This is a genomic window from Pedobacter sp. MC2016-05 (assembly GCF_026239735.1).
In the GTDB taxonomy this organism is placed as follows: Bacteria; Bacteroidota; Bacteroidia; order Sphingobacteriales; family Sphingobacteriaceae; genus Pedobacter.
Map to the genome: position 1 here is coordinate 1 of NZ_JAPIVT010000004.1, position 22,979 is coordinate 22,979.

Here is a 22,979-nt window from a genome sequence, read left to right on the forward strand (position 1 = left end):
CGCTTTTGCCCGTTTTAACAAAATAATGGTTAAATAAACATTTCTAGCCAGCAATAAACGAACAACACATAGGATTTATTTAAATACAAAAAAAAAGCTGCCTCATGTATTTTGAGACAGCCTCTTTATATTTAAGGATAATATTATCGATTAAACGCCTAACAACAATCTCGCTGGATCTTCTAATAATTGTTTAACACGAACTAAGAACCCAACAGACTCACGTCCGTCGATAATTCTGTGATCGTATGATAAAGCAACGTACATCATCGGACGAATAACCACTTCACCTTTTTCGGCAATAGGGCGCTCAATAATGTTGTGCATACCTAAAATTGCAGATTGTGGTGCGTTGATGATTGGTGTAGACATCATTGAACCAAATACGCCACCATTAGTGATGGTGAAAGTTCCACCTGTCATTTCTTCGATCGTTAATTTACCATCGCGGGCCTTTAGTGCTAAAGCTAAAACAGATTTTTCAATTTCTGCTAAGCTCATACTTTCAGCATTACGAATTACAGGAACAACTAAACCTTTCGGCGCTGAAACCGCTATAGAAACATCAGCGAAGTTATTGTAAACAATTTCTTCACCATCAATGCGAGCATTAACTGCTGGGAAATCTTTCAGTGCTTCTGTAACAGCTTTGGTAAAAAAGCTCATGAAACCTAAACCTACACCATATTTTTCTTTAAAGGAATCTTTATATTTTCCGCGTAGATCCATAATCGGCTTCATATTAACCTCGTTAAAAGTGGTTAACATTGCAGTTTCATTTTTAACCGAAACCAAACGCTTAGCTACTGTTTTACGCAGTGGCGACATTTTCTCACGACGCTCATCACGAGCACCTGCCGGAACTGCAGCCGCAACAGGGGCACTAGCCTTAGGAGCCTCTGGTTTTTTACCAGCTTCTGCTTTTACAGCATCATCTTTGGTAATGCGACCATCAACACCTGTACCTTTAACAGCACCAGCGTCAATACCTTTTTCAGCAAGAATTTTTCCAGCTGCAGGAGATGGAGTTCCCGTAGCATAGCTCTCTCCAGATGCTTTCTCAGCAACAGGAGCTGTTGTTTTATCCTCAGCTACAACGGCTTTTTCTTCTGCTTTTGGAGCCTCTGCTTTCGCAGGAGCTGCGCCACCATATTCAATTTTACAAACTACTGCGCCAATAGCCAAAGTATCGCCTTCAGCAGCTATGGTTTTTAAAGTTCCGGCTTGTTCTGCGGTTAATTCGAAAGTAGCCTTGTCTGATTCTAATTCAGCAATAACTTCATCCATTTCAACAACATCGCCATCGTTTTTTATCCAACGTGATAAAACAACTTCGGTTATCGACTCACCAACTGGTGGAACTTTTATCTCTAAACTCATATTTTTAAAATTGTAATTTTTTGTTGTTATATGTTTAAGATTGCAAAGTTGAAATGCTTTGGATACTAAACCCTCTACGTTAAATCCTGCAATCCTTTACATCAAATTAATCTGCTTCTGCCATCTTTTTGCTCGCTTTTTTTGCCGCTTCTTTAACTTCTTCTTTCTTAATCGGAAGTTCTAAAGCTTTAGCTAAAATATAAGCTTGCTGGTTGGCATGTTGTTTAGCAAAACCTGTTGCAGTACTACTACTTTCTTTTCTAGAAATTACATCAATACCTTTCAATTCAGTTTTATATAATCTGCGGAATAAATATGGCCATGCACCCATGTTCTCTGGTTCTTCCTGAACCCAGAAAATTTCAATGGCATTTTTATATTTTTTCTTAATGGCTTCCATTTGGTCAATAGGTGTAGGATATAATTGTTCTACACGAACCAATGCCACATGTTTAACTTGATCAGCCTGTTGTTTTTCCAATAATTCGTAATAGATTTTTCCACTACAGAAAACGATTCTGGTTACCTCCGCAACTTTAACATTTACATCATCTATTACTTCTTTAAAACCGCCCTCTGTAAATTCTTCAAGTTTCGATACACAAGCAGGGTGACGTAATAAACTCTTAGGTGTAAATACAACCAGCGGTTTACGGAAATCGCGTTTAAACTGGCGGCGTAAAACGTGAAAGAAGTTTGCAGGTGTTGTACAATTTGCCACTTGCATATTATAATCTGCACAAAGCTCCATAAAACGCTCAATACGTGCTGAAGAGTGTTCTGGTCCCTGACCTTCATACCCGTGAGGCAATAACATTACCAAACCGTTTTCGCGTTGCCATTTTGTTTCCGCACTGGCGATGTATTGATCGACAACAATTTGTGCTCCGTTAAAGAAATCTCCAAATTGCGCTTCCCAAATGGTTAATGCATTCGGATTAGCCATTGCATAACCATATTCAAATCCTAATACACCATATTCTGATAAGTGAGAATTGTAAATATCAAATGTTGCCTGCTGATCTGAAATATTAGCTAATGGTACATATTCTTCCTCGCTATCTTCCAATGTTAAAACCGCATGACGGTGTGAGAAAGTACCACGCTCAACATCCTGACCACTTAGACGAACCCGTTTACCTTCTGATAACAAAGTACCATAAGCCAACTGCTCCCCCATTGCCCAATCGAAAATATTAGTTTCGTTAACCATCTTGGTCCGTTCCAAAAATAATTTTTCAATTTTTTTGAAGAACTTTTTATTTGATGGTAAAGTGGTAATGCGCTTTCCAATCTCTAACAACGTAGATTTTTTAACTGCCGTAACCGGCGATGTTAAGAAATCTTTAGGAGTAGCCATACGTAAATCGGCCCAGGCACCACCAAATTTGATCTCAGCGTTTCCGGCAACATATTCTTTCGCTTCGATTAAGCGTTCCTGCAAAATACTTCGGAAATCTTTTTCCAATTCTTTCGCTAAACCCGCTTCTAACTTGCCTTCTTTAGTAAGTTGCTCGATATAAATTTCCCTTGGATTAGGGTGTTTCTCAATTGTTTTGTACAGTAACGGCTGGGTGAATTTCGGCTCATCAGCTTCATTGTGACCGAAACGACGATAACATAAAATATCGATAAAAACATCGTTTTTATATTTCTGACGATATTCCATTGCCAGGTTAATGGCATAAACCAAAGCTTCAGGATCATCACCATTTACGTGGAAAACGGGCGATAAAGTGACTTTTGCAATGTCGGTACAATAAGTACTTGTTCGGGCATCTTTATAATTGGTAGTAAAACCGATTTGGTTATTAATCACCAGGTGAATGGTTCCACCGGTTTTATAACCCTCAAGGCCTGCCATTTGAATTACTTCATAAACAATGCCTTGGCCGGCAACTGAAGCATCTCCGTGAATCAAGATCGGAGCTAAACGAGAATTATCGCCACCATATTTGAAATCAATTTTCGAACGGCTCATGCCTTCAACCACACCATCTACAGTTTCTAAGTGAGATGGATTCGGGCAAAGACTTAAGTGAACACTTTTGCCTGCAACCGTAGTTACATCAGTAGAATAGCCTAAGTGATATTTTACATCACCACCAAAAGGAGTTTCTGGATTGTAGCTTTTACCTTCAAATTCAGCAAAAATATCTTTATAAGTTTTTTGCATGATATTCGCCAACACATTCAAACGACCGCGGTGCGCCATCCCGATTACAAACTCCTCAATTCCTAACTCAGCACCTTTTTCGATTACCGAATCTAATGCTGGAATCAAAGCCTCTGCACCTTCTAAAGAGAAACGTTTCTGACCTAAAAATTTTGTACCTAAGAAATTCTCGAAACTTACTGCTTCGTTTAATTTTCTAAGAATGCGTTTTTTTTCGTCGATTGAAAAATTAGGCGTATTACGTGCACTTTCCATTTTCTGTTGAATCCAGTTCAACACTTCAGGCGTACGTAAAAATTTATATTCTGCTCCGATTGAGCTTGTATAAGTCTGTTTTAAGAAAGCAACAATATCTTTCAGTTTGGCAGCACCAATACCAATTTCAACACCTGAGTTAAAAACCGTTTCTAAATCTGCATCAGATAAACCGAAATTTGCAAGGTCTAATGTAGGTTGGTGTTTGCGTCTTTCGCGAACAGGATTGGTATGTGTAAACAAATGACCGCGGGTTCTGTAACCATCAATCAAATTTAAAACACTCACCTCTTTTAAAAATTGTTCCGGAGTTTCGGCTTTAACCGTTGGGGCTTCAGAACCTCTTCCGAAATCAAAACCCTCAAAAAACTTTTGCCAACCAAACTCAACTGATTCAGGATCTTGCTGATACGACTGATATAAAGAATCTATATATTCGGCGTTTTCGCCACTAAGATATGATAAACTACCCATTATTTACTGTTTACTATAAGCATTACAAAATTAGAATTTTACCTTATATAAATGGTAAAAAACTGGATTAATTGCACAAAAAAATATATTTAGAAACATTCTGACTTTCAGGCGAATTTATATCGCAAGGAATTAAAATAATTACTTCTCATGGTTAAGCAAAAGGCAAGCCAATAATTAATTAGTGAATGAGAGAATTAGCGAAATGAAGGAATGATAAAATAATTCAATTGGAAAACAATGCTTCAAACTGCATAATTAGCTACGAGGCCCAGGTTAAAGCGTAATTCCCTTTCGGATCAAGATTTTTGATGTTTTTATCGAGATCAAAAACGCTTTTCGATTTTTGATCGTTTCCAACGCCGGCAACATTTGCCCAATTACCCCAATTACTCGCCGGGTTGTAATCAATTAGTTTTTCCTCAAAATATGCAGCGCCAAAAACCCAGCTCACTTCCAAGTTATTTATTAGATAAAGTGCGGCTGTTTGTCGTGCAATATTTGAAATAAATCCAGTCTGGTTAAGCTCTGTCATCACTGCATCAACGACGGCAAAGCCAGTTTGTCCGTTTTTCCATTTCGTAAAATTCTCTTGTTCATATTCAACATCAACTAAACCCTGGCTACCAAAACCATTGGGGTTAAAGAAGGTATTGCCGTATTTTTTGAACATAAAACGGAAATAATCTCGCCAAAGCAATCCTAACAAAACATGATTAAACATAGCTTTTGTATTGGGCATTCCTTCCATTTTTTTGATTTCCCAGTATACCTTTCTAGGCGATAAACAGCCCATGGCCAGCCATGCGGAAAGCTTCGAAGCAAGAATTAAGTTTTTAGAAGTAGCAGCTTGTTGCATGGCCACAGTCACTTTTTGAAGATGCGCCAGCCCTTCAGCTTCGCCACCGGTAAATTCAAAATCAGCACGTTGATCTTTCTCCTGCGGAAGCAGATTCAGTTCTTCTAATGATGAAAGTGTTCCCCAATCGATAACTTCGGCAACATTGATACGATCTGGCGCTGGTATACACGGCTTGATAATCGAGTCACGTTCAATTTTCTTTTTGAATTGATTGAAAGCATCAGGAATATCTTTAATTGGAAAAGGAAGATCTTCTTTATTATACAGGGTATGCCCGATGAAATGTTTCAGGTTGACACGTAATTTCCACAGGGCATTTTCTACTAAAGTAGAAACATGGGTTTCTTCTCTCGCTACTTCGCGATGATGATAAACTTCGGTGATTTCATATTCCTGAACCAATTGAGGAATGATGTCCTCTGGGTTTCCTTCAGCAATTAAAAGGTTGCCACCAATTTGTTTTAGTGAATAGCGAAGTCCTAAAACACTTTCTAAAATGAATTGAGCCCGGATGTTACCAGTTTTAAGTGTGTCATATTTTGTTTGACCAAATTGACGGGGATCCAAAATATAAACTGGCAAAATAGAATCAGACTTAGCAATAGCCTCCACCAGCATTTCATTATCATGCAAACGGAGATCATTTCTAAACCAGACTAAAATTTTTTTTGACATCTTAATATTTCGAAAAGGGTGATAAGAACGTAATCACAAATTTATCTTATTTTTTGTCGGCATCAAAAACCACGAATTTTCTTTACAAATACTCAACAAAAATTACCGTTATGGAAAAATAGAAAATCGCACATCCTGTATTCAGCTATCCATTTCTAATACATAATAAGAAGAAAATGAAACGAATCCTAATTGCACTATTATTTCCTTTTGCCACTTTTGCTCAACAACAAATTAAAACAAAAGCCAATTTACAAAGCGTAACGGTATACAATAACGGTGCGCAACTCACGCATTCAGGTAAAGTGCATCTTCCAGCAGGAACATCGGAAATTGTAATCAACAATATATCTGGTCGGGTGAATGAAAATTCTATTCAGGTTGGGGTAACTGCAGGCGTAATGATTTTGGCGGTGCAATTCAACAAAGATTTTTTGAATACTGATGCAGCTAACCCAGAGATTAAAAAATTGAATGATAGTGTAAAAATCGTTTCCAGAGAGTTGACTAAAATTAAAAATGCAAAAACTATAGAAGAACAAACTTTAGTTTTATTGGATGAAAACCGAAAATCGGGCGGTACAAATAACGGCACGAACGTAGCAGAGCTGATTAAATTAGCCGAATATTACCGTACTAAAAGTGCTGAAGTTAGAGCTGCTATTTCGGCGTTAGCATTGACGGAAGAAAAACAAAATCAAAAACTTACTGCTTTGCAACAACAAATTGCAGAATTAAGAAACAGCCCAAATCAACAATTGGGACAACTTGTTTTACAGTTAATGTCTAAAGATAGTGCCGAAGCCGACTATAATGTATCATATGTATGCCCGGCTGCGAACTGGTTAGCCAGTTATGATATTAAGTCGACGAGTACAGCAAAACCACTTAGCATAGCCTATAAGGCTGCGATTACACAAAGTACAGGTTTGGACTGGAAGAAAGTAAAGCTTTCCTTATCAACAGGAAATCCTAATTACAATATCACTGCACCAAACTTAAGTCCGTGGTTTGTGAAAACATATAATCCTATAGGATCAGCCTTGGCTGGAAAAGCTGCAGGAATACGCATTAGAGGCATGGCATCCCCAATTATAAGAGAGGAAAAAAGTCTGGATGAAGTGGTGGTAACTGGATATTTGAATGCAAAAAAGTCAGAAGCAGCTGTATCAACTATCAACAACTACACATCCGTTAATGAAACTCAACTTGGTGTTACCTTTGACATTGATATTCCATATGATGTAAACAGCGACAATAAGCCGCATACGGTTTCATTTAAAGAATATGAGGTGCCTGCTAAATATAAATATTACGCAGCACCAAAATTAAGTACCGATGCTTTTTTACTGGCTGATGTTATTGATTGGGAGAAGTTGAATCTTCAAGCGGGAAGTGCCAATATTATTTTTGAAGGCACCTACACCGGAAAATCATTTATAAACCCTGCCAATATTCTAGATACGCTAAGTTTAAGTATGGGGAAGGACAAAAAGATTATCATCACTAAAGAAAAACAAGAAGATTTTAGCAGCACTAAATTCATTGGATCGAATAGGAAACAACTTTTCACGTATTTAATCAAGATTAGAAATACTAAGAAGGAGGCGATTGATCTAACATTGAAAGACCAATATCCGTTGTCTTCTGAGAGTGATATCGAAATTGAATTATTGGAAAGCAACGGCGCCGAAGTGAATAAAGAAACAGGAATGCTTTCATGGCAATTGAAAATTGCGCCGAATGAAGCCAAAACCATTAAGCTAAGCTATTCGGTTAAGGCACCAAAAAATAGGATAATTGCAGGGTTGTAGATTTATTTTCGGTATGAAGATCCCGCATATGAGAGGATGACGGACTTACAGATGGACTTCAAACTCCCGACTCCGGACTTCCGACTAAAAACAAACCCTTTTGTATCTTTGGTGTTTTACACACATGGCAAAAAAGATTCTAATTACCGGAGCGACTGGACTTGTGGGCAAAGAGCTCAAAACCCAGCTTGTGAATAAAGGATACGAGGTAAATACGCTATCCCGAAAAGAGGTTAACGATCCGAATAATTTCGTCTGGGACGTTTACAAAGGAACAATCGATTCCAGGTGTTTAGAAGGTGTAGAGTCAATTATTCATTTAGCCGGCGAACCCGTAGCAGAAAAAAAATGGACTAATGAGCGCAAAAAACAGATTATTGATAGCCGGGTAAAATCAACGGAACTACTTTACCAAACTATTCAAAACAATCCCGATCATCAAATAAAATCCTTTATTTCAGCATCGGCAGTGGGCTTTTATGGCGATTGTGGCGATGAAATATTAACCGAAAACAGCGCCAATGGTTATGGCTTTTTAGCTGAATGTTGCAAACTTTGGGAAGATGCTGTTAATAAGGGCAAGAAATTAAGCTTACGCATTGTTAAACTTAGAACTGGAATCGTTTTTAGCAAGGAGGGCGGTGCACTGCCACAATTGGATAAACCCATCAAGCTTTTTGTAGGTTCGGCATTGGGCACGGGAAAGCAATGGACACCCTGGTTACATATTGATGACATGGTTGCCATGTATATTTACGCCGTCGAAAATGTTAAAATGGAAGATTCATACAATGCCTGTGCCCCAGTTCCCGTAACCAACATTGGTTTAACCAAAGCCATTGCAAAACATTTGAAGCGCCCCTTTTGGCCAATAAAAGTTCCGAAAAAAGTAATAGAATTGTTGTTGGGCGAACGAGCAGAAGCGGTTTTGATGAGCAATAACACATCAGCTCAAAAAATTCTGGATGCGGGCTTCAAGTTTACATTTACAGATTTAGATGAAGCACTTACTAGTCTCTATCATAAATAATCTTATTCTAAGTCCTCAAAGCATATTCTTAAATGAAGACACCCATCACCATTTTTTGGTTCCGCCGCGATTTGAGATTAGAGGATAACGCAGGTCTCTATCATGCATTAAATAATGTCACACCTGTACTTGCGCTCTTTATATTCGATAAAAACATTTTAGATAAATTATCTGAAGATGATGCCCGGGTTACTTTCATTTTTCAAACTATTGAAAGTTTAAAAAAAGAACTGCAACAATATGGATCAGACTTATTAGTAAAGTACGGAACTCCAGAAAAAATCTGGCCTCAAATTTTAAAAGATTATAAGGTTGAAGAGGTTTATACCAACCATGATTATGAACCTTATGCCCGTGAACGCGATGATAATTTGGCAGAATTTTTAACCAGTGAAGAAATCGCTTTTAGAACTTTTAAAGATCAGGTGATATTTGAGAAAGATGAAATTTTAAAAGGTGATAAAACTCCATATACCGTATTTACGCCTTATTACAAACAGTGGCAGGCAAAGCTCGATGATTTTTATTTTAAAGCTTACCCTACAAAAAAATACTTCAAAAACCTTTTTCAAACCGAACATTTAGTTTTGCCTTCACTAAAGGAAATGGGATTCAAAGCGAGTAGCCAGGAATTCCCAAAAATTAATTACAAAAATAAACTGGATGACTACGCAGAGCAACGAGATTTCCCTGCTATGGAAAGTACAACCAGAATTGGTTTGCACCTCAGATTTGGTACTGTAAGTATTCGTAAGGCCGTAAAAGATGCTGTAGAGGCAAAATCAAATGTTTGGTTATCTGAATTGGCCTGGAGAGAGTTCTACATGATGATCCTCTGGCATTTCCCTTATGCTGCCTATGATTCTTTTAAAAAGCAGTACGATAAAATAAAATGGCGCAATAACGAAACAGAATTTAAAGCCTGGTGCGAAGGAAACACGGGTTATCCGATAGTGGATGCCGGAATGCGACAGCTCAATGAAACCGGGTTTATGCACAACCGTGTGAGGATGGTTGTTGCAAGTTTTTTATCGAAACATTTACTAATCGATTGGCGCTGGGGTGAAAATTATTTCGCCGAAAAGCTTCTCGATTATGAAATGGCCAGCAATGTAGGTGGCTGGCAATGGGCTGCAGGCTCAGGAAATGATGCTGCGCCATATTTCCGCGTTTTTAATCCTGAATTGCAGACCAAAAGATTTGATCCAAAATTTGAGTACATTAAAAAATGGGTGCCAGAATATGGGACAAAAAAATATGCCCAACCAATAGTTGAGCATACATTTGCACGAGAAAGAGTGCTTAAAGTATTTAAAGAAGCGTTATCTTAATTGGTAACGCTAACGATTTCAATATCAAAATCTAAAGACATATTTGGAGAAATGGCATTATTTCCAGAACGACCGTAGCCGTAGGCAGATGGCAAAATCATTCTGAACTTGGTTCCAACTTTAAATTTTGGAATCATAACTTGCCAACCCGATACCAGACCCGACAAAGGCAGTGAAATACCATCTGCAGATGAATCAAATACAGCGCCATCTAATGTTCTTCCTGTATATTTAACGTTTACTGTACTTCCAATACCATTAACAGCCTCTCCTGTTCCTAAAGTATTTACGATGTAATAAATCCCACTAGGATCTTTCGTTGCAGTAAGCCCTTTAGAAGTTAAAAAAGTTGTAATGCGATTGTCATCTAATAATGCCTGCTTTTGGTAAGGATAGGTTGTCACTATTAAATCCACAATTTCATTTGATGGAATATTTCCGGCTCCGTTTCTTCCAAAAGCCAAATAAGAAGGCAAAAGTATTCTTGCCACTCCACCAGGCTTTAGCGCCAATAAAGCGGTTCTTATCGCAGGAATAGAATAGAAACCCTGTGGATTTGAAGTTGTAACTAATGATGAATTATAAAACTGGTCGGTATAACCTACAAACGTGCCTAAGTTCGATGATAGTGGAGACTGCAGGTATGTGGCACCAGTAGATAAAGACTTAACCGTTAAGTTATAAAGAACTGAATCTGGATTTTTAAAATTATTGCCTGTTCCAGGTGAAGTTACCTGATAAAAGAATCCTGATTTATCCGGATCGGGCAACATTACAGCACTTAAGTTATTTTTTGATATGTATGAAGCTATTGTTGCACTCTCTGTAGCCTGAATAGTTTCATACTCTTTCTTGCATGCAGAAAGGAAAACAACAGTCAGTAAACAAGTTAAGAAACTTAATTTGGTAAATTTATTCATTTAGTTTGTAACGTCTGTAAGTGTTATATTGAAATCGAGGATAGAATTAGCTGGAACTAAAGATGATGGAGATCTTGTTCCATATGCATAATAGGATGGGATAATCAATCTGATTTTACCACCTTTTTGTATTTTCGGAATACCAAACTGCCAGCCTGTAATTACGCCACCTAACGAAAATTTTATTGGAGTACCTTTTGAACTGTCGAAAAGTGTGCCGTTGAGCAGTTTTCCTTCATAATCTGCAGTAATCTGCGTTGAAGTAGTGTAAGTAATACTGCCCGAACCAGGTGCAATAATTTGGTAAAATATACCTGAAGGATCTTTTATCCCTGATATGTTATTTGCCTTTACGAAAGCGCCAATTGCAGCAGTATCGGCTTTAAACTGAGGTAGTGGATCGTAATCCTCTACCGCCTCATCTTTCTTACATGCAGCGAAGAACCCAACAACGCAAAGCAATAATAATATATACTTGAATTTTAGCATCATCCGCAAAAATAAGCTTTTAATACGGATGCTACAATTTTTAACCAAATTTAACATTCAAGTTAAAAGCTGTAAGTTATAGGTCGAATTTATCAACAAGCAAAACTAAATCTATTACCACTCGACTTATCGACATCCAAACTTATAACTTACAACCTATAACATACCCTTTAAAAAATATACTTATTCGCCTCAATCAATTGCTGTGCAACTCTTTGGCGGGCATCTTTAACATTAAAAGGCTCAACTTTTGTGAAACGACGTAAACCAACCAGCATTATGCGTTGTTCATCGCCTTCTGCGAAAGCCCAAAGTGCTTCTTTACCCGCTTTGGCAATACCATCAACAGCTTCAACCATATATATTCTTAATAAATCTAGCTGACCATTAATCGCTGCTTCACCTTTTGTAGCAGCCAGTTTTTCGGTCCTTAATAAAGCAGACTCGAAAACATAAACATAGCTGGCCATATCTGCAATATTCATTAAAATTTCCTGCTCCTTGCTCAAAGTCATCATTAATTTTTGAACCGCAGCACCGGCAACCATCAAGGTAGCTTTTTTCAGGTTGGCAAGAACTTTTTTCTCAGCGGCAAATAATGTGGTGTCTTCTTCCCCAAAATCTGGAATGCTCATTAACTCTGCAGCAACCGCAGTGGCCGGTGTCATCAGATCAAGCTCCCCTTTCATGGCTCTTTTCAGCATCATATCAACCGTTAACAAACGGTTAATCTCGTTCGTACCTTCAAAAATTCTGTTAATGCGGGCATCACGATAGGCTCTATCCATTGGTGCATCAGCACTAAAACCCATTCCTCCATAAATTTGAACCCCTTCATCTACCGTATAATCCAATGCTTCGGAACCCCAAACTTTTAAAATGGCACACTCAACTGCAAATTGTTCTACAGATTTTAACCGGGCCTTTCCAGATTCCATTCCGCCAGCAACCAATTGCTCATAGGTGTCATCAATGTTTTGTCCGGCACGATAATTAGCAGCATCAACTGCATAAAGTTTCGAAGCAATTTCTGCAATCTTAAAGCGAATGGCACCGTATTTCGAAATTGGGCGGCCAAATTGACTACGCTCGTTTGAGTAGTTAATCGCTGTATTTAAAGTTGCTTTTGATGCACCAATTGCTGCCGCTGATAATTTTATGCGACCGATATTTAAAATGTTAACCGCGATTTTGAAACCATTCTCCCGCTCACTTAACATATTTTCAACCGGAACAGGGCAATCGTTAAAGAAAACCTGACGCGTAGAAGAACCCTTGATACCCATTTTATGCTCCTCTGGATTCATGGTGATGCCACCAAAATCTTTCTCCACAATAAAAGCAGTCAGGTTTTTATCATCATCAATTTTTGCAAAAACGATAAAGATATCTGCGAACCCCCCATTGGTAATCCACATCTTTTGACCATTGATGATATAATGTTTGCCATCATCGCTCAGCTTGGCTTTTGTTTTTCCGGAATTTGCATCCGAGCCTGAATTTGGTTCTGTTAAGCAGTAAGCCGCTGTCCATTCGCCAGAGCCTAATTTTGGAATATACTTCGCTTTCTGTTCCTGGTTTCCATAATAAAGAATAGGCAATGTACCAATTCCGGTGTGTGCTGACAGTGCTACTGCAAAAGAGTGACCAGCGCCAACCACATCAGCAACTAACATAGAAGTATTGAAGTTTTTGCCAAAACCACCATATTCTTCCGGGACAGAAACCCCAAGAATACCCAATTCGCCAGCTTTTGTTAAAAGTGTTGGCATTAATCCAGGGTCTTCCTGTTTATCTATTTTATCTAAGTTTGGATAAACCTCAGCGTCCAAAAAATCGCGACAAGTTTGCGCAATCATTTGTTGCTCTTCATCAAATTCTTCAGGAATAAATACATCCTGGTAAGCCGTTTCTTTAATTAAGAATTCGCCGCCTTTAATTGTTTTCTTTTCAGTTGTTTCCATCTTTGTAGTATCTAGTAGCGACACATTGAAAATCGCTTAATTTTTATTTTTTTATTTTGCCTAAGTCAATCTCTTACAGCATCTCAAAAATTCCTGCTGCTCCTTGTCCTGTACCTACGCACATGGTAACCATACCATATTTCTTGTCCTGTCTTTTCAGCTCATTCATCATTTGCACCGAAAGTTTTGCACCTGTACAACCCAGAGGGTGACCCAATGCAATGGCTCCACCGTTTACGTTAATGATATCCGGATTTAAATCGAGCGTTCTAATGATCGCTAGAGACTGCGATGCAAAAGCTTCGTTAAGTTCGATTAAATCAATATCATTCTGTTTTAAGCCTGCTTGTTTTAATGCTTTTGGGATTGCCTCAACTGGTCCGATTCCCATAATTCTTGGTGGAACGCCGGCGATGCCATAACTTACTAATCTTGCGATTGGTTCAACATTAAGTTCCTTCATTTTCTTTTCAGAAACTACTAAAACAAAAGCTGCGCCATCAGATGTTTGCGAGGAGTTACCAGCGGTTACACTTCCTATAGTATCAAAAACAGGCTTTAATTTTGCCAGTTTCTCTAACGTGGTATCCGCTCGAGGACCTTCATCAGTATCCACTACATAAGAACGCGTTTTCTTTTTCAGGTTTTCATCCAAATAATTTTCGTTAACCGTAATTGGCAAAACGCCATCTTTTAAATGACCGTTTTTTATAGCATGAATAGCTTTCTCATGAGATTTTAACGAAAATGCATCCTGGTCTTCGCGACTCACATTGTATTCTTTCGCAACGGCTTCGGCAGTTAGTCCCATCCCCCAATACCAATCGGGATTGTTTTTTGCAACCTCTGGATTTGGAACGAGTTTCCAACCTCCAAACGGCATTCCACTCATTACTTCTACCCCACCAGCGATAATACAATCGGCCATTCCAGCTTTGATTTTCGCTACAGCAGTAGCAATTGTTTCCAAGCCAGATGCGCAATATCGGTTTACAGTAACACCCGGAACTTTATCCGTATTCAAACCCATTAGTGAGATCATCCGGCCAATATTTAAGCCCTGTTCCGCTTCGGGCGTGGCGTTACCCACAATTACATCGTCAATTTGTTCTTTATCTAAATTTGAAACCGATGCCACTAAAGCGCTTATCACTTCAGCAGCTAAATCATCAGCTCTGGTAAAACGGAATACGCCTCGGGGTGCTTTACCCACTGCTGTGCGATATCCGGCTATAATATATGCTTCCATTTTATTTAGTATTTTGATGGCTATCAGCCAATATTATCTTTTTATTATACGCACTTCCCTTACTATTGCCGTCATTGCGAGGCACGAAGCAATCTTAATGCAATAGAAAACCCTCAGTTGTAAGATTGCTTCGTACCTCGCAATGACGAAGTGGATAAGCAAATCTCATCACTACTTTCTAATTCCTCAACGGTTTCCCTTTTGTTATAATCGACTGAATTCTTTCCAATGATTTTCTTTCTCCTGCAAGAGATAAAAATGCTTCTCTTTCCAAATCCAACAAATATTGTTCGCTTACTTCTGTTGGGGAGGATAAATCGCCACCGCACATGACGTAACCTAATTTTTCGGAGATTTTTTTATCATGTTCGGAGATAAAATGACCGGCGTACATGCTATTTGCTCCGGCATAAACTATTCCTAAACCTTGTTTCCCTAAAACTTTAATATCTGTCCGCTGAACGGGTTTGGTATAACCCGCATCAGCAAGCTCAATCGCTTTAGCTTTAGCATCGGCCAGTAAGCGATTACGGTTCATCGATATAGAAAATTTATCCTTTTGCAAATAGCCCAATTGGTAGGCTTCGTAACCAGAAGTAGAAACTTTCGCCATTCCGATGGTTAAAAAGCGATCTTTCAATGCATTTTGAACAATCTGGTCGTCTTTATATTCATCAGACGCCCGCAGCGCAAACTCTTTTGTTCCGCCGCCACCTGGGATAACGCCAACACCAAATTCTACCAAACCCATGTACGTTTCTGCTGACAGTTGAACATGGTCGGCATGTAAGCTAAACTCGCAGCCGCCACCTAATGTTAGATTGTGTGGTGCAACCACAACAGGAATAGAAGAATAACGAATGCGCATCGAAGTATTCTGGAACATTCGGATAGCCATATTTAATTCGTCCCACTCCTGCTCTACCGCCATCATGAAAATCATACCCACATTGGCACCAGCAGAGAAATTTGCACCATCATTACCGATTACTAAACCACGGTAATCTTTCTCTGCCATATCAATGGCTTTGTTAATGCCCGAAATTACATCACCACCGATGGTATTCATTTTGGTATGGAATTCTACATTTAAGATGCCATCGCCTAAATCAATGATAGAAACGCCAGAATTTTTCCAAAGTGTTTTATTCTCGCGGATGTTATCTAAAATGATAAACTCATTCGTTCCTGGTAAGGCTTTGTAAGATTTTGTTGGAAGATCATAGTACTTTTTAACGCTACCTTCCACTTTGTAAAATGAATCATTTCCTGCATCAAGCATTTCATGAACCCAAGCCGCAACCTTATTTCCATATTGCTCCATTCCCTCAATCCCTTCTTTCACACCTACCGCATCCCAAAGCTCAAAAGGACCAAGCTCCCAACCAAAACCTGCACGCATCGCATCATCAATGCGGTACAATTCATCAGAAATTTCCGGAATCCTATCGGATACATACTCAAATAATCCAAATGAAGAATGGCGGAATAACTCTCCTGCCTTATCCTTTCCTTTGGCAAAAATCTTCATGCGTTCGCGAAGATTTTCAACTGGCTTGGTCATTTCTAATGTAGCCGATTTAACTTTTTGCTGAGGTTTGTATTCTAAAGTTTTTAAATCCAATGCAAGGATTTCGGTTTTGCCGTCGGCAGCTTTAGTTTTTTTATAGAAACCCTGTTTGGTTTTATCGCCAAGCCATTTGTTCTCCTCCATCTTTTTCACATACTCAGGAAGCTTAAATAACTCATGTGCTTTATCCTCAGGACAATTATCGTAAAGTCCTTTGGCCACTTTAATCATGGTATCCAAACCAACCACATCAGAAGTACGGAAGGTAGCTGATTTTGGTCTACCCAAAGCAGGACCGGTAAATTTATCTACCTCTTCAACTGTTAAATCCAATTTTTCGACCAAATGCAATAAGGCCATAATTGAATATACACCAACTCGATTGGCAATAAAGGCTGGCGTATCTTTACACAAAACTGTGGTTTTACCCAAAAATTTATCGCCATAATGCATTAAGAAATCAACTATTTCCGGTTTAGTGTGCGGCGTAGGAATGATTTCCAATAGCTTTAAATAACGCGGCGGATTGAAAAAGTGTGTTCCGCAGAAATGTGCTTTAAAATCATCGCTTCTACCATCAGCCATTAAATGAATCGGAATACCAGAAGTGTTCGAGGTAATTAATGTACCCGGTTTACGAAATTGCTCTACCTGTTCGAAAACTTTTTTCTTGATATCAAGATTTTCAACAACTACTTCAATTACCCAGTCAAAGCCAGCAATTTTCGACATATCGTCTTCGAAATTTCCGGTTTTAATTTTATTCAATACTTTTTTGGAATAAACCGGTGATGGATTTGTTTTGACAGCCGTTTGCAAAGCCATATTGACAATCCGGTTTTTTACCACTGGTTTGTCTAACGTCAGTCCTTTTGCTTGTTCTTCTGGAGTAAGTTCTTTGGAGGCAATATCTAATAGTAAAACCTCAACCCCAATATTGGCGAAGTGGCATGCAATACGCGAACCCATAATCCCCGAACCTAAAACAGCAACTTTATTAATGCTTCGTTTCATCAGTCTTTATTTATTTTTCTTTTAGTCTGTTGGAACCTGCTTCAAAACCCGAGCCCGTTGGTAAGCTCATGCAAAGCAGGCTTCATTAAAAAAATATATTTAATCAACAGTATATGCTACTGTAATATCATTAAGTTTTATTAACAGATTAATGAATGTTTCTTTCTCTTTTTTAGAAAAGTGTTCATCTAAATATTCATTAAATTTTCGCACAACCCCTTTTGCCAGGTGCTTCTTTTCTTTTCCGAAATCGGTTAAAAAAACTTTCACCGAACGTTTATCACCTATTGAGGTTTCGCGATAAATAAGCTTAGCTTCTTCCATATTATTCAACATTCTGGAAAGGCTGGTCGCTTTTACACCAAGCAAAGCAGCTAAATTGGAAACGGCTGTACCCTCTTCATCGTTTATGTTTATCAGCATATAACCAATAGCCTGTGTTATACCAAAAGTAGAGGCCATTTGATTATACTTGTTAAACATGTTTTGCCATGCAAACTTCACGTGATAATCTATTGTTTGCTGTTGTTTCATTTTAATAATTTATTATGCTTGCATAACAAAGCTAATGAATGTATTTTATTATTCCAATAGAGAAATTGAAAATTTTTTGTCATAAAAAAAGCCCCCGAGTTTCATCGGAGGCTCTCAAAAATTATTTATCTACTAGTATAAAGTAAACTCTACACGACGGTTTTGTTGACGACCAGCTGCAGTTTTATTAGTTGCAATTGGTTGACCCATTCCGTAGCCAGTAGCTTCGATACGAGATGCATTTGCACCTTGAGAAACTAAATAAGCTTTTACAGATTCTGCTCTTTCTTTAGATAAACGTAAGTTTAATTCTTTAGATCCAGTGTTATCAGTATGACCTGCTAATTTTAAGCTGAAGTTTTTCTCTACTAATAAGGCTGCTACTCTGTTTAACGAAGCATAAGATTTAGAGCGGATAGTTGCTTTACCTAAATCGAATTCTAAGTTTTTAATCGCTTCGTTAACTACTTTACGGTCTTCTTCAGTAACTATTGTTACTTGTGGTTTCGGAGCCACTAATGGACAACCAGAACCATCAACCACAGTACCAGCAGGTGTACCTGGGCATTTATCTAATTTATCAGCAACACCATCACCATCTGTATCTTTTAACAGATCATTCATTTCTGAACGTAATTTTGCGTTTTCAGCTTTTTGAGCATCTAAATCAGATTTCAAAGCATTTGCTGTATTTTTTGCAGCCAATGCCTCATCATAAGTTGCAGCTACAGGGTTGTGGAAAGCCAATTGTTTTCCAGTACCCAATGCAAATTCTAAACCAGCGTAACCATAGTTATATTTATCATTAGCCGGGCCTCTGTGTAATCCATCAAGATTATCTCCATCAACAAAGTTGATAGTCCAGCCTAAGTCGATATTAATTCCATCAGATACTTTGAATTTTGCACCAACACCTACAGGGATAATTAGTTCCTTGATTGTTTTACCACCAGCAAATTCAGTTGTTCCTGCTGTAGTGGTAATAGTTGGTTTGTAACCTGCTAAACCAGCACCAACCGAAGTATATAATTGTAATGCGTTTTCTTTTTTGAACATATCAATATTGAACATATTCACAACCGCATTTAAACTTCCTGAATACTCTAATTGAGTTTCAAAGGCTGTTACTGGGGAGCTATTCACCAATCCACCTTCAAAAGGCTCTGAATTATCAGCCTTTAATTTACCTCTCACTCCATCTAAACGCAATGAGAAATACGGTGTAAATTGCTTTTTGATGTAAAGACCATAACCAAAGCTGGTTTTGTTGTTACTAAAATCATTTTTTCCACCCAATGGCGACAGCGGAGTCAATGCACCAGCATTGACACCAATAGACCAGGTTCTGAACTGAGACGTGGATGTTGCTGGTTCCTGAGCCATTGCTACAGTACCTGCAAATAATCCGGCTAATATAACCGGTAGGGACTTGATTAGATTTGATTTCATATTTTCTAATATAACGTTGATATGCGTTGCCCAGCATATACAATTGCTATACCAAAAAGAGGAAATTTAAAAAATACTTATCCACCTTAACAGTTAGTAACCCAGAGCGGTATCATCTCCCCGTGGATCTGCACCTGCTTGATAAGTACCCCATTTGGTTTTCAAAATGGCATCTACCCTTCCAATTGCGCCACGGTTGATGATTTTATAACCTTTAGCTTCCAACTTTTGTGTTGATGAACTATCTATTGCATCCTTTTCTACATAAACTTCATCTGGCAGCCATTGGTGGTGAAATTTTTTAGCAGCAACAGCAGCTTGCATATTCATGTCAAAATCGACTACATTAATGATGGTTTGGAAAACAGAAGTAATAATTGTAGATCCACCTGGGGTACCCACAACCATGAAAAGTTTTCCCTCTTTTTCTACAATAGTTGGAGTCATAGAGCTTAACATCCGTTTATTTGGTGCAATAGCATTGGCTTCGCCACCAACCAAACCATACATATTTGGCGCTCCTGGCTTTACCGAAAAATCATCCATTTCATTATTCAGTAAAAAGCCACCACCTTTAACCACAACCAAGGATCCATAAGAGCCGTTTAAGGTTGTCGTTATCGAAACTGCATTTCCTTCATGATCCACAATAGAAAAATGCGTGGTTTCTTCACTTTCTTTACCTTTGATTACCCCGGCTAAAATTTGATCGCTAGGTGTTGCGGTAGCCCAGTTAAAGTTGGCCATTCGCTGTTTATTGTAAAAAGGATTTAATAATTCTTTTTGAGGAACACTATAAAAATCCGGATCACCAAGATGAGTGGCCCTGTCAGCATACACTCTCCTTTCTGCTTCAACAAAAACCTGTACTGTTGAATCTGAGTTATGTCCCCATTTTTTCAATGGATATGGCTCAACCGATTGTAGCAATTGAATGAGCGCTATGCCACCGCTAGAAGTTGGCGGCATGGTAATAATTTTATGGCCCCGATAACTCCCTGTTACAGGTTTGCGCCAAACCGCCTGGTAGTTTTTTAAATCTTCTTTGGTAATTAAGCCCTTTCCACGCTGCATTTCTGCCACGATAGAATCAGCCACGGCACCTTCATAAAAGCCTGCCTTACCTTTTTGTTGAATAAGCTTTAAAGTATTCGCTAATTCGGTTTGTACTAATAAACTGTTCTCTTGCCAAGTGCTTTCTAGGTTAACCAAAGCAGTTCCGTTTATATTAATATCCATCAATTTTCGGTGCAAGCCGTTCAGTTCGGCGGATTGGCGCTTGGTAATTTTAAAACCATTTTCTGCCAAATCAATTGCTGGCTGAACAACCTCTTTCCAAGAAAGTTTACCATATTTTTGATGAGCCTCAACCATACCGGCAACTGAACCCGGAACCCCTGCAGCTAAATGCCCAAATAAGCTTTTATCAACAATTGGATTCCCTGCAGAATCTAAGTACATGTCTCTGCTTGCTGATGCAGCGGCTTTCTCGCGAAAATCCAGTGCATTCACTTCGCCTTTTGCGGAGCGATAAACCATAAAGCCACCACCACCAATGTTTCCAGCATTTGGATACACTACAGCTAACGCAAATTGAACAGCAACAGCCGCATCAACAGCGTTGCCGCCTTTTTTTAAAATATCAATACCAACTTTTGATGCTTCAGGATGTGCTGTAACAACCATCCCATTTTTAAATTCCCCGCTATTGTTTTTCCCGAGCTGACCGCTTACACAGCTGGCAAAAACAATGACTAATACGATGAGCGTTGAGCTAATTTTAAGTTTAGTTAGGCGCTTTATAGTTTTCTGCATCTTTATATATTTTTTCGATGATGTCGGCATTTTTCTCGGTAATCACTTTTCGTTTCAAGCTTAGTTTTGGTGTTAACTCGCCGCCATCAATACTCCATTCTTTTGGAAGTAAAGCAAATCTTTTCACTTGTTCCCACTTCCCAAAATCTACACTGGCTGCCTCAACTACCTCATTGTATTTTGCTAAAACCTGATCATTTTTTATAATCTCTTCATTCGTAGTAAAAGTGATTCCTTTTTTGCCTGCCCAGGTTTTTAATACTTCGAAGTTAGGAACAATTAATGCAGATGGAAATTTTTTATTCTCACCCAAAACCATAATCTGCTCAATGAAAATTGACTCTTTATATTTATTTTCCAACATTTGAGGCGCAATATATTTTCCACCAGCGGTTTTAAACATTTCCTTTTTACGATCGGTAATTTTGAGAAAACGACCATCCACTAATTCACCAATGTCGCCGGTATGGAACCATCCGTCCTGATCGATGGCTTCTTCCGTTAAATCGGGGCGATTGTAATAACCTTTCATCACTTGGTGGCCACGGGTTAACACCTCTCCATCCGAAGCGATTTTCACCTCAACACCTTTAATCACTTCCCCAACAGTACCGAACATGGTACCGCCAAAATGATTTACCGTAATTACAGGCGAAGTTTCCGTTAAACCATACCCTTCGAAAACAGGCATACCTGCAGCCCAGAAGATCCGTGCCAAACGCGGATTTAAAGCGGCGCCACCAGAAACAATTACCACGATCTCTCCACCAAGCGCCTCCTGCCATTTTTTAAAAACCAATTTCCTGGCAATGCCCAATTTGAAATTATACCATGCACCGGCATTCGTGGTATATTTTTCGGCCAACGCTACCGACCAAAAGAAAATTCCCTTCTTAATACCAGTAAGCGATTTCCCTTTCTCCATTATTTTATCATAAACTTTCTCAAGCAAACGGGGTACGGTAGAGAATGCGTTTGGTTTTACATGTTGAATATCGGCAACTATGGTATCCATGCTTTCGGCATAATAAATACTTGTTCTATTATATAAGTACAGGTAAATAATCATGCGTTCGAATATGTGCGAAAGCGGCAAAAAGCTTAAACTTTTATTTACACCCTCTGGCATCACTACAGATGAATTTACGAAATTGGCCACCAGATTATGGTGCGTTAACATTACGCCCTTCGGGGTGCCCGTAGTTCCTGATGTGTAAATGAGTGTTAATATGTCTTCGGGTTCTACTTTTGATCTATATTCGTCGAGGTTAATTGCCTGGCTGTTTTCCCCATCAGCGATAAGCGTTTTCCAGGATCTTACACCTTCAACATCACTAAAACTGAAAATTTTTATATCTGGATTAATCGCATCTGCACATGGCTTTATTTTTTTATATAAATCGCCATCGGATACAAAGACAATCGAAATTTCTGCATCCTTTAATATAAACTGAATATCGTGTTCTGCTAAAGTGGGATAAAGTGGTATCTGGTAGGCTCCAATTTGATTAGCTGCAAAATCGGCAATATTCCATTCTGGTCTATTATGAGACATCACTGCAACCCTTCCACCCTTTGCAATACCAAGATTAATTAATCCACGACTTAACTTGTCTACAGTTGCAGAAAAATCTGCAGTACTGTAATTAACCCATTTGCCATTAATTTTTCCATTGATAAACTCTTGCTTCGGATCTTCCAGGTTATATCGTAGGAGGTCGAATACCCTTGTAATTTCTGCAGCCATATCTTTTTATTATTATTTGGTTAAGTTAAAAAAATCAAACATAAAGATGTGCCAGCCTTATGTTTTTGATCGACAAAATTTTGCAGCTATAAGTTAATCTTAAAGCAACTTCTATAACGAAAAATTTAAATAAACTTAAGAAATCAAAAATTACTATGCAAGCATTGTTTTTTATAGCTATAAATTTTTACCGTAAAAACATAAACGGCATTAAAGTTGTTAAGCTGATTA

The 22,979-nt window shown here is 38.5% G+C and carries 15 protein-coding genes; 3 read left to right on the top strand and 12 right to left on the bottom strand.

The annotated features are described in order from the left end of the window. Nucleotides 1-150: 150 nt before the first annotated feature. The 3 genes from odhB to OQZ33_RS07280 all read right to left on the bottom strand — a co-directional run bounded on the left by odhB (nucleotide 151) and on the right by OQZ33_RS07280 (nucleotide 5,822). Nucleotides 151-1,380, bottom strand: coding sequence for a 2-oxoglutarate dehydrogenase complex dihydrolipoyllysine-residue succinyltransferase (gene odhB / locus OQZ33_RS07270; RefSeq protein ID WP_265798394.1), 1,230 nt, complete (start codon nucleotides 1,378-1,380; stop codon nucleotides 151-153). Between the two features lie 106 nt (nucleotides 1,381-1,486). Then, nucleotides 1,487-4,285, bottom strand: a complete 2,799-nt coding sequence (locus OQZ33_RS07275; protein ID WP_265798395.1) for a 2-oxoglutarate dehydrogenase E1 component — start codon at nucleotides 4,283-4,285, stop codon at nucleotides 1,487-1,489. Nucleotides 4,286-4,547: 262 nt separating this feature from the next. Next, nucleotides 4,548-5,822, bottom strand: a complete 1,275-nt coding sequence (locus OQZ33_RS07280) for a DASH family cryptochrome (protein ID WP_265798396.1) — start codon at nucleotides 5,820-5,822, stop codon at nucleotides 4,548-4,550. Between the two features lie 176 nt (nucleotides 5,823-5,998). Between OQZ33_RS07280 and OQZ33_RS07285 the strand changes: the two genes are divergently transcribed. The 3 genes from OQZ33_RS07285 (at nucleotide 5,999) to OQZ33_RS07295 (ending at nucleotide 9,997) form a co-directional block, all read left to right on the top strand. Further along, nucleotides 5,999-7,636 (top strand): DUF4139 domain-containing protein, encoded by a 1,638-nt coding sequence (locus tag OQZ33_RS07285; protein WP_265798397.1) that lies wholly within the window; start codon nucleotides 5,999-6,001, stop codon nucleotides 7,634-7,636. Nucleotides 7,637-7,760: 124 nt separating this feature from the next. Continuing rightward, on the top strand, nucleotides 7,761-8,666 hold the full coding sequence (locus OQZ33_RS07290; protein ID WP_265798398.1) for a TIGR01777 family oxidoreductase: 906 nt from the start codon (nucleotides 7,761-7,763) through the stop codon (nucleotides 8,664-8,666). 32 nt (nucleotides 8,667-8,698) lie between these two features. Continuing rightward, the gene (locus tag OQZ33_RS07295; RefSeq protein ID WP_265798399.1) at nucleotides 8,699-9,997 is read left to right on the top strand and encodes a cryptochrome/photolyase family protein; all 1,299 of its coding nucleotides are present in this window, start codon (nucleotides 8,699-8,701) and stop codon (nucleotides 9,995-9,997) included. Here OQZ33_RS07295 and OQZ33_RS07300 read toward each other — a convergent pair. From OQZ33_RS07300 to OQZ33_RS07340, 9 genes are all read right to left on the bottom strand, one after another. Then, on the bottom strand, nucleotides 9,994-10,917 hold the full coding sequence (locus tag OQZ33_RS07300) for an FKBP-type peptidyl-prolyl cis-trans isomerase (protein WP_265798400.1): 924 nt from the start codon (nucleotides 10,915-10,917) through the stop codon (nucleotides 9,994-9,996). The two genes, OQZ33_RS07295 and OQZ33_RS07300, sit on opposite strands and share 4 nt — an antisense overlap. Then, nucleotides 10,918-11,409 (bottom strand): FKBP-type peptidyl-prolyl cis-trans isomerase, encoded by a 492-nt coding sequence (locus OQZ33_RS07305; RefSeq protein WP_265798401.1) that lies wholly within the window; start codon nucleotides 11,407-11,409, stop codon nucleotides 10,918-10,920. It lies immediately after the preceding gene. A gap of 167 nt (nucleotides 11,410-11,576) precedes the next feature. Further along, on the bottom strand, nucleotides 11,577-13,370 hold the full coding sequence (locus tag OQZ33_RS07310) for an acyl-CoA dehydrogenase family protein (protein WP_265798402.1): 1,794 nt from the start codon (nucleotides 13,368-13,370) through the stop codon (nucleotides 11,577-11,579). A gap of 73 nt (nucleotides 13,371-13,443) precedes the next feature. Continuing rightward, on the bottom strand, nucleotides 13,444-14,619 hold the full coding sequence (locus OQZ33_RS07315) for an acetyl-CoA C-acyltransferase (protein WP_265798403.1): 1,176 nt from the start codon (nucleotides 14,617-14,619) through the stop codon (nucleotides 13,444-13,446). A gap of 178 nt (nucleotides 14,620-14,797) precedes the next feature. Further along, the gene (locus OQZ33_RS07320; RefSeq protein WP_265798404.1) at nucleotides 14,798-17,203 is read right to left on the bottom strand and encodes a 3-hydroxyacyl-CoA dehydrogenase/enoyl-CoA hydratase family protein; all 2,406 of its coding nucleotides are present in this window, start codon (nucleotides 17,201-17,203) and stop codon (nucleotides 14,798-14,800) included. 99 nt (nucleotides 17,204-17,302) lie between these two features. Further along, nucleotides 17,303-17,737: a MarR family winged helix-turn-helix transcriptional regulator gene (locus tag OQZ33_RS07325; protein WP_056848431.1), complete on the bottom strand. Its 435-nt coding sequence runs from the start codon at nucleotides 17,735-17,737 to the stop codon at nucleotides 17,303-17,305. A gap of 132 nt (nucleotides 17,738-17,869) precedes the next feature. Beyond that, nucleotides 17,870-19,186: an OmpA family protein gene (locus OQZ33_RS07330; RefSeq protein WP_265798405.1), complete on the bottom strand. Its 1,317-nt coding sequence runs from the start codon at nucleotides 19,184-19,186 to the stop codon at nucleotides 17,870-17,872. A gap of 93 nt (nucleotides 19,187-19,279) precedes the next feature. After that, entirely contained in the window at nucleotides 19,280-21,001 is a 1,722-nt protein-coding gene (ggt, locus tag OQZ33_RS07335) for a gamma-glutamyltransferase (RefSeq protein ID WP_265798406.1), read from the bottom strand. Then, nucleotides 20,973-22,748 carry an AMP-dependent synthetase/ligase gene (locus OQZ33_RS07340; protein WP_265798407.1) on the bottom strand — a complete coding sequence of 592 codons (1,776 nt, stop codon included), beginning with the start codon at nucleotides 22,746-22,748 and terminating at the stop codon, nucleotides 20,973-20,975. The genes ggt and OQZ33_RS07340 overlap by 29 nt, the downstream gene beginning before the upstream one ends. Nucleotides 22,749-22,979: the final 231 nt, after the last annotated feature.

Coding starts and splice junctions, on each gene's coding strand:
- OQZ33_RS07300 (WP_265798400.1), bottom strand. CDS start 10,917: ATGAATAAATTTACCAAATTAAGTTTCTTAACTTGTTTACTGACTGTT.
- OQZ33_RS07275 (WP_265798395.1), bottom strand. CDS start 4,285: ATGGGTAGTTTATCATATCTTAGTGGCGAAAACGCCGAATATATAGAT.
- OQZ33_RS07340 (WP_265798407.1), bottom strand. CDS start 22,748: ATGGCTGCAGAAATTACAAGGGTATTCGACCTCCTACGATATAACCTG.
- OQZ33_RS07290 (WP_265798398.1), top strand. CDS start 7,761: ATGGCAAAAAAGATTCTAATTACCGGAGCGACTGGACTTGTGGGCAAA.
- OQZ33_RS07330 (WP_265798405.1), bottom strand. CDS start 19,186: ATGAAATCAAATCTAATCAAGTCCCTACCGGTTATATTAGCCGGATTA.
- OQZ33_RS07295 (WP_265798399.1), top strand. CDS start 8,699: ATGAAGACACCCATCACCATTTTTTGGTTCCGCCGCGATTTGAGATTA.
- OQZ33_RS07280 (WP_265798396.1), bottom strand. CDS start 5,822: ATGTCAAAAAAAATTTTAGTCTGGTTTAGAAATGATCTCCGTTTGCAT.
- OQZ33_RS07285 (WP_265798397.1), top strand. CDS start 5,999: ATGAAACGAATCCTAATTGCACTATTATTTCCTTTTGCCACTTTTGCT.
- OQZ33_RS07325 (WP_056848431.1), bottom strand. CDS start 17,737: ATGAAACAACAGCAAACAATAGATTATCACGTGAAGTTTGCATGGCAA.
- OQZ33_RS07320 (WP_265798404.1), bottom strand. CDS start 17,203: ATGAAACGAAGCATTAATAAAGTTGCTGTTTTAGGTTCGGGGATTATG.
- OQZ33_RS07315 (WP_265798403.1), bottom strand. CDS start 14,619: ATGGAAGCATATATTATAGCCGGATATCGCACAGCAGTGGGTAAAGCA.
- odhB (WP_265798394.1), bottom strand. CDS start 1,380: ATGAGTTTAGAGATAAAAGTTCCACCAGTTGGTGAGTCGATAACCGAA.
- OQZ33_RS07305 (WP_265798401.1), bottom strand. CDS start 11,409: ATGATGCTAAAATTCAAGTATATATTATTATTGCTTTGCGTTGTTGGG.
- OQZ33_RS07310 (WP_265798402.1), bottom strand. CDS start 13,370: ATGGAAACAACTGAAAAGAAAACAATTAAAGGCGGCGAATTCTTAATT.
- ggt (WP_265798406.1), bottom strand. CDS start 21,001: ATGCAGAAAACTATAAAGCGCCTAACTAAACTTAAAATTAGCTCAACG.